Source organism: Paenibacillus glucanolyticus NBRC 15330 (genome assembly GCF_004000885.1).
Taxonomy (GTDB): domain Bacteria; phylum Bacillota; class Bacilli; order Paenibacillales; family Paenibacillaceae; genus Paenibacillus_AQ; species Paenibacillus_AQ glucanolyticus.
In genome coordinates, this window is sequence record NZ_BIMC01000008.1 from 156,656 (window position 1) to 168,063 (window position 11,408).

The window sequence follows — 11,408 nt, forward strand, 5'->3', positions numbered from 1 at the left end:
AAAGGAAGCTAAATCGGTATGATCAAAAAAATCATAAAATGGACAATTATCGTGGCTGTGCTGGGTGTGGTGGGTTATTGGGGATATGGACAGGTGAAACCGAAAGAGCCTGAAATTCCGATGATGGAAGAACCCCAGGTCATCTCGTTTCCCGTAACCGAGGAAACCATCACTTCGACCGTGCAGGTCAAGGGAACGTCCGAGTACGGACGGGAGACGAATGTGTACGCCCCTTTTGAAGCGAAGGTCGAGTCATGGAGCGTAGAGAATGGCCAGCAGATCAAGCAGGGCGATACACTCTTTAAATTGGAGCAAACAGCGATCCGCCAGCAGCTTCAGCAGAAAGAGGCCGAACTGCAGAAGAAGAAGCTGGAGCAGGAACTGAAGGAATTCACGCTGAATCAGGACCTGGATAACGCGCCAGTCGGGGCAACCGAGGCCGAGCGTCTGAAAATGCTGGCAGACCAGGAAAATGCGCGGCTGAGCAGCCAGCTGGACGAAGTGAACAATGATATTGAACGACAGACGATGAATGATCTGAATGATAGACTGAAGAAGTCCACATATCAATCTCCGGCTACGGGGTTGTTTCTGTTCGACCCGACACAGCAGGTGCCGCAATCGGTCACGGCGAACCAGTATATCGGTAAAATCGTCGATCTGGATTCCCTCCGGTTCGTGGCATATGTAGGGGAGAACGAGGTGTTCAACATTAAACCGGATATGGCGGTTGAGGTGAAGATGCCTTCCATCAAGGATTTGAAGCTGAAGGGGAAAGTGCTGGAGGTGGCCAAATTCGCTGAGGCAACCGCCCAGGAAAAACAAACGTCTCAGACACCGCAGTTCAAGGTGATTGTCTCGCTGCCTAAGAATGACCGCTTGATCGGCGGATTGACGCTTAACGGAGACATTGTGACCAAGCGGAAGGACAAAGCCGTTGTCGTTCCCAAACTCGCCGTCATGACGGATGGGGGGAAATCATACGTCATGGTGGATAGGGGCGGCGGTCAAATTGAACGTCAGGATATTGAGACCGGTATGCAGACTCTCGACAAAATCGAAGTCCTGTCAGGACTGAAATCAGGCGATACTGTGGTTCTCCAGTAAAAATAGAAATCGATTACGCAGCGTTCTTAACGGCATATAGCCGGGAGGACGCTGCTTTTCTAATCGTCCCCTTCCCAATAAGATGAGCAGAGGATTTAGTGGGTCGCTTTGTAAAATTAGTACAGATACAAAAAGCATGTATAGAAAGTATTGGAGTTGATTTTTACAGTGCGCTAACAGTTTTCAGCAGGAAACAGCATATACATTCAACAAAAATATGGAAGTAAATCCATCAATAAAAATGTAACCGCTTCAGATAAAGCGCTTACAGAAGAAAACTCGTGAATTTACGAGAAAGATGTGGTTTAATGGACAAGGAAACAGGATTTTCGCGTTTTTTGTAGTAAACACAAATGTCAGGTTTGCGTTAACGGAATACTAGATCTTTGTAAACCGGGTAAACCGCATCATGCTAACGAAAAGGGAGATTTTGAAATGCATGTTCGTTCCTTTCAGTTGAGTGACTGTACCCCCGTAACCGAGCTACTACAGATTGCTTTATCGGAAGACTGCTACGAAAACACGATGGAGCCCTTCTCCAGACAGCTCGCTTGGGACTCTGATCTGATTATGGTGGCTGAAGAAAACGGTGAAATCGTTGGTGCCCTAATTGGTACGATCGAACGCAATCATGGTTGTTATTACCGCATTGCCATTCATCCTGACTATCGCAGAAAAGGAATTGGCAAGGCTCTGATATCGGCGATGGAACAGCGTTTTCAATCACGTAAGGTCAGTCGGATTATGGTAGCCGGAGACGAGCACAACGCCGCAGCCATGCCATTTTATGAAGCCATGGGATACGGTGCCAGCCAAATCCTGCGGTCGTTCCAGAAGCTCAGTATCCTAGGTCAATAGTTGAACGACTAGCGGTACATACGAGCCACGTAAAACGGCGGCTTTAAGCTTCGACAGAGATAAGAAACGACATTTTTTCTATATGAAGCATATCTACCGGCCGTTGCAAATGGTTGGGAGATATGCTTTTCTATTAATGTACCTTTTTTGAGGGTGCCGCCGTCGGAGCTTGTAGGCGAAATCGAAGTAAGGTAGGTGCAGTATGGGACAAGTGATTCCTCCGGATTCAACTGAGAATGGCGAGAACAACGGACCACAGAATCAACCCAGCAAGAAGAACGGGTGGGCAGCCGAGCTTTGGGACTGGGTAAAGACGATTACGATTGCATTTGTTATTATGGTGCTTCTAAATATGTTTGTGTTCAACCTGTCCATGGTTAAAGGTGAATCAATGCAGCCGACACTGGTAGCATCGGAGCGGCTATTTATTAATAAAGTAGTGTATCGCTTTGCAGAACCGAGTCATGGTGATGTCATCGTGCTTAAGGATCCAAGCGATGGTCCAGACAAGAAGGAGTTTTTGGTGAAGCGTATTGTCGGCGTTCCAGGGGATACCATTGAAGTAAAGGATCAGACGCTGTATGTTAACGGTGTGGCCAAGGAGGAAGGATACACCGATGTTGCGATCGAAGATCCAGGCTTTGAGCCTGTTACCCTCGAGGAGGGACGGTATTTTGTTATGGGAGATAACCGTCATCTCGGAAAGAGCAAGGACAGCCGCATGTTTGGCAGTGTGAAGGAAAGCGACATTGTAGGCAGGGCGGAATTCATATTCTGGCCGCTGTCCGAGATCAAAAAGCTGTAGCTGCCAATTGGACATCATCCCAGGAAAGGAGGCGCTGGAGAATGACCTACACACTCGGCTCGCACGCTCCTCCGCCTTCGGTTTGGGAGGAGCTCAAACAGGAACTGAAATCCGTTGCCCCAGAGCTTGGTATTGATGATATCGGCTTTGCTTCGGCGGAACCGTTTCAGTCCTTGAAGGGAATCCTGCAGAATCATCGGGACAAAGGTTATGAATCCGGGTTTGAAGAGCCGGATCTGGATAAGAGGGTTACTCCGGCTCTCCCGGGAAGCGAGCCCATGTCCTTAATCGCGATTGCGATAACGTACCATTCCAAAATGGACAACCCGCCAAAATCGGAGCCTGGAAAGTACAGGGGAATTATGGCGCGTTCTGCTTGGGGCAGAGATTACCATCAGGTGCTTCGGGAGGCCATGAGCCGTCTGGAGGCTTTTATAAGAGAACGGGTACCGGATGCAAGACTTGAAAGCATGGTCGATACGGGAGCGCTTGTCGACCGGGCGGTTTCCCAGCGTGCAGGCATTGGCTTTAGTGCTAAGAACTGTGCCATCATATCTCCGAAGTTAGGCTCCTGGATATTCCTTGGCGAGATGATCACCAATATCCCGTTTCCGCCGGATACGCCGGTTACCGAGGACTGCGGGGAATGCACCAAGTGCATCGATGCTTGCCCTACCGGAGCGCTTGTGGGCCCGGGGCAGCTTAACGCCCAGCGCTGTATTTCTTTTTTGACCCAAACCAAAGGGTTTCTGGACGAAGAAGTCATGCGCAAGATTGGCAACCGGCTGTACGGCTGTGATACCTGTCAGATTGTTTGTCCGAAGAATCGGGGCAAGAACTGGACTCATCAAGAGGCCTTCAAACCCGATCCTGAAAAAGCCAAGCCGCTGCTCCTGCCGATCCTTGATTTAAGCAACCGTGAATTCAAGGAAACGTTCGGAGATACATCTGCCGCTTGGCGCGGCCGAAAGCCGATACAGCGCAACGCTGTCATCGCGCTTGGCAACTTTAAAGATATTTCAGCTGTACCGAAGCTGAGCGAAGTACTGCTGAAAGACCCGCGCCCGGAGCTGCGGGGAACCGCTGCATGGGCTCTGGGCCGTATTGGAGGCGAAGAAGCGTTGAACAACTTAGAGAAAAGCATGAAATCAGAAGGGGATTCCCAAGTACGAGATATGCTGCAGCAAGCCTTGAATAAATTGAAGCCTGAACCGAATGAGAAAGAGGCCCCAACTGAGGCGCAAGCCGGGGGAGAAGCTTTATCCAGTGGCAACGCGTTGCCGGCTTCCCCGGATAAGGGAGATAAGCCGGAACAGGAGAGCCCCGCCATTCATGGAGTAGAGCCTATGGCCATTCCGGAAGGCGGACCCGAAGTTTTGTATTATGACGAAATTCAATCGCCGATCGGACCTTTAACGGTTTGTTCAACGGAGAAGGGACTTTGTCTGATTGAGTTCGGCAGCTTCTATGTAAAGGAAGCAGTCATCCAGCAGTGGTCTCGGACCTGGGCCGGCAACGGCGGTTACCAGCGGGACGAGGCGAGGTTAGCTCCTGCGACAGCGCAGCTGGAACGGTATTTTTCAGGTGAGCTGAAGGAGTTTGAGATCCTACTGGATATGCGGGGAACCTCATTCCAATTGCAAGTATGGGAAGCTTTGAAATCCATTCCTTACGGGACGGTTTGTTCTTATAAGGATATAGCCGAATCCATCGGTCGTCCAAAAGCCGTGCGTGCTGTAGGCGGTGCAAACAACAAAAATCCTGTGCCGATTATCGTGCCATGCCACCGGGTGATTGGAACCGACGGGGCGCTGATTGGATATGCCGGCGGCCCGGAAATTAAACGTACCTTGTTAACGCTGGAAGGGGCTATGCCTGACCGGAAAGGGTCGTAAGGGATCTAAGGTGCCATCATGGGACTGCCTGGCTGCTATATATCCGTTATTTTCATTTGCTGTGTCGAAAAGGACATGCTATGATAGGTTCGTATATGCGCCATTAAATGGTAAATATTAGTATAGTAGAAGGTGGTCAAGTGATGAACTATGTCATTCCGATTATTACATTGATCGTGGGTCTGGTTGGCGGATTTTTCATCGGTGTATTCTATCTCCGCAAGCAGCTGGAGAAGATGCAGAATGATCCGCAAATGCTGCAGAAGATGGCCAAACAAATGGGGTACAACATGAACGGCAAGCAAATGCAGCGTGCGCAGCAAATGATGAAAAATCAGCCAATGCCTGGTAAAGGTCAAGGTCGTAAACGCAAATCATAATGCCAGAAGGCCCGCTCGCGTCTACATTTAGGACGGAGGGGCATTTCTATTTAAAAAGGCCGCTAACAGCGGCTATAAGTTAACCGTTTGCTTTTTTTTGGGACGGAAAGGGGGATGTACTGTGGCGGGCGTAAAAGATTATGTAAATAACAAAGTAGGCGAAAACCGAGAGCAGATCGAGTACCATGTAGAGCAGATTTTGAAGCTGATCGGTGAAGATACCGAGCGTGAGGGACTGCTTGAGACACCGGCCCGCGTGACACGGATGTACGAGGAGATTTTTGCGGGATACGAAGTCGATCCTAAGGATGTTCTCGGCGTTACATTTGACGAAAATCACGAGGAACTGGTTATTGTAAAGGATATCGTCTATTACAGTCAGTGTGAGCACCATATGGCGCCGTTCTTCGGTAAAGTTCATATCGGTTATGTCCCAAGCGGCAAAATCGCTGGCCTGAGCAAGCTGGCACGCCTGGTAGAGGCGGTTACCCGCCGGCTTCAGGTACAGGAGCGCATCACCTCGCAAATCGCGGATATTATGGTCGAGGCGCTGGAGCCAAACGGTGTCATGGTCGTTGTGGAAGGCGAGCATCTGTGCATGTGCGCGCGCGGCGTGAAGAAGCCAGGCAGCAAGACTGTAACGTCAGCTGTCCGCGGAAGCTTCCGGAGCGATTCCGCGCAGCGTTCGGAATTCCTGTCTTTGATCAAAGACTAAGAATGAGGATAATGGAAAAAGGCTTCGCCCACGGAGGCGAAGCCTTTTTTTGCTGTATGATGAATGGATATTTTAAATACTTCAAGATGAGCATGAGGACCTATGATGCGCCATCTACCTGTTTCATATATTGTACATACTGGGTGAGGTTGCTTTTGTGTTCCTCGATATCCTTGATCCGGCGGGACATTTCCAGGAAGAAGGCTTCGATCTGCTCCCGTAAAACATGGGCTGACTGGCCTTTCCAATCCTGCAGACGGGCGTACATGACCTTCGCTTCCTGTTCGTCAGCCTGGATGGCGGCCAGCAGTCCCGACAGCTCACGTTCTGCTTGAAGCAAATCATCAAGTTCCAGCAAAATTTCTCGACTCATATCTTTCCCTCCCGGTCACTTCTTATAGATGTTTACCCGATGTTGTCTGTCCGCTCAAATAGATCAGCCTTGAATTTAATGTACTGAACAATATCCGTGGTATGCTGCAAATGCCACTGGCTCATCGACATGATGGATGCATCCAGTTGCTGTACAATTGGCTGGAGGCGTCTGCTGTGACTGGAATACATATACTTAGCGAGACGCTGCCTGATTCCTTGAACTTCGGCATCGCTTTGCTGGGCGTGTGTTCTCCATTTCTCGGCCACACTTCGGAGCTCGGCAGGGGTGACCTGGATGGTGCTGGAGGAACTGCCTGCAGCATCTCTATTTAGGCCCAAGAATGGAGATAAGGCTCCTGCAGTTCCAAGTATCATGTTCCTCAACCCATCAAAGAGCATGCTTTCTGATGGGACTCGGGGAGACTCGATAGACTTGTCAGAGCTGCCGTCATACAGAGGGTTGGAAATGTACCCATTCTCGAATTGATATCGTTCAAGCTGATGATAATTCGGATCCCCTAGTGTATTATCAATTTTTTGTTTTATGCTAATCCCATCGTTAGCATCTTGGTAACTAGAGTCTATGTAATAGGTAGAGCCTACGTGGCCGTCATAACCTCCCAAAGTGCCACTGGCAATAATATCACCTGGATGCGCAAAATTAATAATCTGGGAGTCGAACCCCCCATCCTCGGCTTTTCTTCTAAATTCCGGAGACAGACTCCCAATAACAGAGGGGGCACTAAAAGTCACAGCTGTCATACCTGTATAAGCAGCAGCATATTGTGCATTTGCACCGCCGAGTGAGTGACCTGTCAGAGAAAAATTTAGATCTTTATGTTTTTCCTGCATTTCTTTAGCGTAGTCTTCCGCCTGGTACATCTGATTGGTACCCAGAATATTCATATTCTTATCAAGCTTTCTTGAAGTTTCGCCGAGCCAATCGTTGATGCTGCTAATTCCAACCGCATCCTCAAATTTGGTTAGATGGTCCTCAAATGGTCTTTCAATTTCAGCTTTCCTTTTGAGTTCCGCAATTCCAATTCCAACATCACTTACATAATCAGGTATAGATGCTGATAACTGCGCTTCTCCCTCTGTCCCTCTGTATGCAATGACCGCTTCCCCAGTATCTCTATTCACAAAAGTGACAGCATCAAATCCTGACAACTTATAGCTTTTAGTATTTTCTAAAACCTCCCATTGTGGAAGATCCTCAATTTGAGAGCCTTCTTTTAGATCCTTGTATGCCAATCTGGATAAAATGTTATATGTTTCATCATTGACCATGATGAGTTCCTCCATCAAACATAATTCATTATTTTTGCTTCTTAGATTGGATAACCTTCTTTAGTTCAGGACTCATGACAAAATTTTTGGTTTGAAAGGTTTTGTAATTTACAGAAATATTAAATGTTTGATCTTTATGTCCAATGACATATCCTTCAACATCAATCTCATCTGCGACATAGGTAGGCATTTTCTTTTGGTTTGTTATCTCAACTTCCAGGTCATATTCTTCCTTGAAGAATTGAATTGCAGTTTCTCTGGTTTGGCTCATTAATTCATCATCATGGTTTGTAATGTCATCCGTGATACCTGAGGTATTGTTGTTTTTATTTGAATTCATATTTTGACAACCCCCTAGTACAACCATTGTTAACATAAGGAATATGAATGGTTTTTTCCACCCTAATCGGGTAAGCATATCAATTTCATCCCTTCCAGATGTTCATTCATTCTTTTTATCATAATCCAGTAAATAGGAGACTTCAACCGAATAAATAACCAGAGTAATGGTTATTAAGACCTAACAACGTGGTTATCTGAAATAATGGATAAGCCCTCCCTAAACTTCAGAAGCGAAGTAAGGAGGGCTATAGCTTAATACCCAATATTAACCATTGCGAAGCAATCCAGCTGGATTTTGCTTAGAACGGCTTCCATTTTAACTTGCTGGCATGTTTGAAGCGATCCGCAACCTCTGGCCAGTAGACCACTTTCCACCAGTCGTTAATGTAATCTTTCCGTTTATTCTGATGTTTGAGGTAATAGGCATGCTCCCATACATCCAGGGTGAGGAGAGGGACGACATCCCATTGGGACAGGTTCTGGTGTTTCTCAGCCTGTAAAATTTCAAGCCGATGGCTGCGCGGGCTCCAGACGAGGATGGCCCAGCCGCCGCCTTCCACCTTGTCTGCTGCTTCGGTAAATTGCTTCTTAAAGCGATCGAAGCTGCCGAAATAATTCTTGATTTGCTGGGCAAGCTCCCCGCCCGGTTCGCCGCCGCCCCGAGGGTTCATAATATTCCAGAAGATCGTGTGCAGATAATGGCCGGCACCATTGAAGGCCAGCTCGCGTTCCCAATGTTTCACGAGTTCGAAATCTCCGCTTTTTCGGGCTTCCTCCAATTTCTTCTCCGCTTTGTTCAAGCCGTCGACATAGCTCTGATGGTGAATGTCATGATGAATCCGCATTGTCTTTTCATCAATGTAAGGCTCAAGCGCATCATAAGCGTAAGGGAGAGGGGGGAGGCGGTGTCCACCAATCGGGACGGCCTGACCGCTGTCGCCCATGCCTTGAATGGACAGCTCAGCCTCTGAGAGAGAGAGTGGAGGGGACGAGGCCTCATGAAGCGTCATGGATTGTTGCGGCATATCCATGAATCGCTCCAATGCTCCAGCGGAGTTGAGGGTCTCCAGTGCGTTCAGGAAATACTCGGACTCCCGGATGACGTGATGTACAACCGTACCGGCAAGCGGTACCTTCTGAACGGCTTCGCTATTCTCCTTCAGTCCGTGCAGCTGGCGGATGAACTCTCTGGATTGCTCGCAGGAGGCTCGAAGCAGCTGCTCTACCTGGGCCAGCACTTGAGGTGAAGGAGGCGCATGGTTGCTGAGAATGTGGCGCAGAAGTTCGTCAGCGACTTTTTCTGTATCGGCAAATACGAGGGCCCACTGATCCAGCATCTGAACGTAGACCGGTTCCAGATCAGGAACTACGGCTTTAATCAGCCCGGTATGTTTCCTTTCCTGATGTTTCCAATAGCGAATTTCCTCCAATAATCGTACCGGGAGTTTCGCTCCATAATGAAATAACATGTCCGTTCCCTCCAGTATCAGCTTCACTAAACTCACTATATTCATTTTGCAGCCTGTATTATGTGGAAAAAATAAAATCCCCTCACTGCTCCAGGCAGTAGGGGGTTGGAACATAGTATGGAGCTGCGGCATCTCGCAATGAATGCTATTATCCGGAACGTCACGGTCCTTCCGGTGTTTCAAGTTTGCCGAGGAAGGTTGATACTCTGCGTAAATATTCTTTAGGATGCTCACGGAAGATAAGTTCATGATGGGCATCTTCTACGATCCAGGAATCCGAATCCGCATGACTCTGATTGGACGCAATTTTCTCGGCGATCGGGTAAGGCGCCTTATCGTCTTTCGTTCCGTGAATGAACAAGGTCGGGAACGGATAGTCATGCTTCTTCACTTCGTTGTAAGGGATCTGATCCAGACTTGTGCCGTTGAGGACCGGGAAGAGCAGCTCCAGAATCTCCAGAGATGGATGCCGCGGAAGATTAATCTGGTTATGGATATTGTGGTAAAGCGTGTCCGGCTCGAGCAAAAATGCACTGTCCAGGATCATGGCGTCCACATCTTTGGTCTCAAGCCCCGCCTGGAGAGCAGTACCGGCACCCATGGAGAAACCCCAGACGACAATCTGCTTCGCGCCGCGCTGTTTCACATGCTCAATGGCACCGAGAAGCTGGCGTTTCTCTTCCTTGCCGCCGGTCGCCACTTCCTTGCTGGTCTGGGACGCAAAGCCGTAATCAAACATCAGCACATTAAAATTCATGTTGTGCGCGTAATGGGCGATATCGTACATAGGAACCCAGGTTTCCTCCCGGTTGGCGCCGTAGCCGTGGCTCAGCACGATGGTTTTGGAGGAATTCTCTGCCGGTATATACCACCCGTTAATATTCCGTTTACCATCAATCGAGTGGAATGTGACATTCTCGTAATTCATATCTTTAGCGAGTTTGGGATTGGAATAGAGCGGAGCAACCGTCGGATTCGACAATACCCAAGCAATATAGGCATGCAGTGCAATAAAACAGAAAACTAGAAAAAAAACGACAGATAACAACAACGCTAATATAATATGCTTAAAACGAACCAGGCCTGTCGACAGCTCGGCTGGCGTGTCATTCAATTGGGAGAGTGGGGCATTACTACCAGTTGTTGTACTCATAAGTGGCCCCTCCTTACCATATAGTCGGATTTTTTTTCGTTAAAGTGAAAATATCGAAATTTATAATAATCGTATGCCCGGTGGCCTATAAAGTCAATGCAAATCCATAGATTGTAAGACAAATGTAAAGTCCCGGTGCGAATGGTTTACTTTTGAGAATAATTCTCATATAATTATTGTAACCAGGTTTCATACAATGAAACACGAGAGGAGCAGGTCGGGATGGAAGACCGAAAATTAACGGTACGTGCTGTAGAGCGGGCACTTGATATATTGATGTGTTTTACGAAAAATAATGAGCTTGCTCTGACGGAGATAGCCTCCCTTATCGGGTTGCATAAAAGCACGGTCCATCGACTGCTTACAACGCTGGAAGACCAAGGATTTGTGGTGCGGAACAAAGAGACGGAGAAATACCGGCTCGGCCTTAAAATATGGGAGCTGTCAATGCATCTGTCCCAGAGCGATGATCCTGCCATTCGCCTTCTTCCCGCGATGGAAGCGCTGCGGGACCGGCTGGGGGAAACCGTCAGCTTGTATCTGCGGGATGGCGCCGATCGGCTTCGCATCCAGGCGGTGCAGAGTAACCAGGGCATCCGGCGGGTCGCCCAGGTGGGAGTAAGACTGCCACTGTCGGTAGGCGCTTCCAGCAAGGTGCTGGTGGCCTTTGCGCCTGCGGTAGATCAGGAGGAGCTGCTGAATGCGGCAGATTGGCCAGAGTCTGTTGATCGGGACGTGTACCGGCAGCAGCTCGCCGAAATTCTGGAGAAGGGGTACGCCATCAGCATTGAAGAGCGTGAGCCTGGAGCTGCCGCTGTATCGGTGCCGATTTTTGACCGGAACGGTCAAGTGGCGGCCGCGCTGTCGATGTCAGGGCCGGTCACCCGCCTCCCGGCGGATACACTTCGTGAACATGCGCCCGTCCTGATGGAAGCAGCGCGGGAAATGGGAATGATGATTTAATTCATTCTATTTCGGAGTTGCGGACAGCATCACTATAAGTTATTGAATGACCGGGC

12 protein-coding genes are annotated in these 11,408 nt (G+C 48.7%); 7 read left to right on the forward strand and 5 right to left on the reverse strand.

Annotated features, from left to right (window positions below; translation table 11 throughout):
* The first annotated feature begins 18 nt into the window (after positions 1 to 18).
* From PGL02S_RS14295 to folE, 6 genes are all read left to right on the forward strand, one after another.
* Positions 19 to 1,107, forward strand: coding sequence for an efflux RND transporter periplasmic adaptor subunit (locus PGL02S_RS14295; protein WP_006208196.1), 1,089 nt, complete (start codon positions 19 to 21; stop codon positions 1,105 to 1,107).
* Positions 1,108 to 1,542: 435 nt separating this feature from the next.
* Positions 1,543 to 1,965, forward strand: a complete 423-nt coding sequence (locus PGL02S_RS14300) for a GNAT family N-acetyltransferase (RefSeq protein ID WP_006208197.1) — start codon at positions 1,543 to 1,545, stop codon at positions 1,963 to 1,965.
* A 202-nt stretch (positions 1,966 to 2,167) separates the two neighbouring features.
* Positions 2,168 to 2,770, forward strand: coding sequence for a signal peptidase I (gene lepB, locus PGL02S_RS14305; protein WP_006208198.1), 603 nt, complete (start codon positions 2,168 to 2,170; stop codon positions 2,768 to 2,770).
* Between the two features lie 41 nt (positions 2,771 to 2,811).
* A complete protein-coding gene (gene queG, locus PGL02S_RS14310) occupies positions 2,812 to 4,665 on the forward strand; it encodes a tRNA epoxyqueuosine(34) reductase QueG (protein WP_036638755.1) in 1,854 nt (617 codons plus the stop codon).
* Between the two features lie 143 nt (positions 4,666 to 4,808).
* A complete protein-coding gene (locus PGL02S_RS14315) occupies positions 4,809 to 5,045 on the forward strand; it encodes a YneF family protein (protein ID WP_006208200.1) in 237 nt (78 codons plus the stop codon).
* 121 nt (positions 5,046 to 5,166) lie between these two features.
* Positions 5,167 to 5,760 carry a GTP cyclohydrolase I FolE gene (gene folE / locus PGL02S_RS14320; RefSeq protein ID WP_006208201.1) on the forward strand — a complete coding sequence of 198 codons (594 nt, stop codon included), beginning with the start codon at positions 5,167 to 5,169 and terminating at the stop codon, positions 5,758 to 5,760.
* 100 nt (positions 5,761 to 5,860) lie between these two features.
* Here the strand turns inward: folE and PGL02S_RS14325 are convergent, their stop codons facing one another.
* The 5 genes from PGL02S_RS14325 to PGL02S_RS14345 form a co-directional block, all read right to left on the reverse strand.
* The gene (locus tag PGL02S_RS14325; protein WP_006208202.1) at positions 5,861 to 6,133 is read right to left on the reverse strand and encodes a hypothetical protein; all 273 of its coding nucleotides are present in this window, start codon (positions 6,131 to 6,133) and stop codon (positions 5,861 to 5,863) included.
* Positions 6,134 to 6,165: 32 nt separating this feature from the next.
* Positions 6,166 to 7,425, reverse strand: coding sequence for a lipase family protein (locus tag PGL02S_RS14330; RefSeq protein ID WP_036638758.1), 1,260 nt, complete (start codon positions 7,423 to 7,425; stop codon positions 6,166 to 6,168).
* 28 nt (positions 7,426 to 7,453) lie between these two features.
* Positions 7,454 to 7,765 carry a hypothetical protein gene (locus PGL02S_RS14335; RefSeq protein ID WP_006208204.1) on the reverse strand — a complete coding sequence of 104 codons (312 nt, stop codon included), beginning with the start codon at positions 7,763 to 7,765 and terminating at the stop codon, positions 7,454 to 7,456.
* 301 nt (positions 7,766 to 8,066) lie between these two features.
* Positions 8,067 to 9,236, reverse strand: a complete 1,170-nt coding sequence (locus PGL02S_RS14340) for a Fe-Mn family superoxide dismutase (RefSeq protein ID WP_036638760.1) — start codon at positions 9,234 to 9,236, stop codon at positions 8,067 to 8,069.
* Between the two features lie 160 nt (positions 9,237 to 9,396).
* Positions 9,397 to 10,389 carry an alpha/beta hydrolase gene (locus PGL02S_RS14345; protein WP_006208206.1) on the reverse strand — a complete coding sequence of 331 codons (993 nt, stop codon included), beginning with the start codon at positions 10,387 to 10,389 and terminating at the stop codon, positions 9,397 to 9,399.
* 222 nt (positions 10,390 to 10,611) lie between these two features.
* Between PGL02S_RS14345 and PGL02S_RS14350 the strand changes: the two genes are divergently transcribed.
* Positions 10,612 to 11,352, forward strand: a complete 741-nt coding sequence (locus PGL02S_RS14350; RefSeq protein ID WP_036638763.1) for an IclR family transcriptional regulator — start codon at positions 10,612 to 10,614, stop codon at positions 11,350 to 11,352.
* The last annotated feature ends 56 nt before the right edge of the window (positions 11,353 to 11,408 follow it).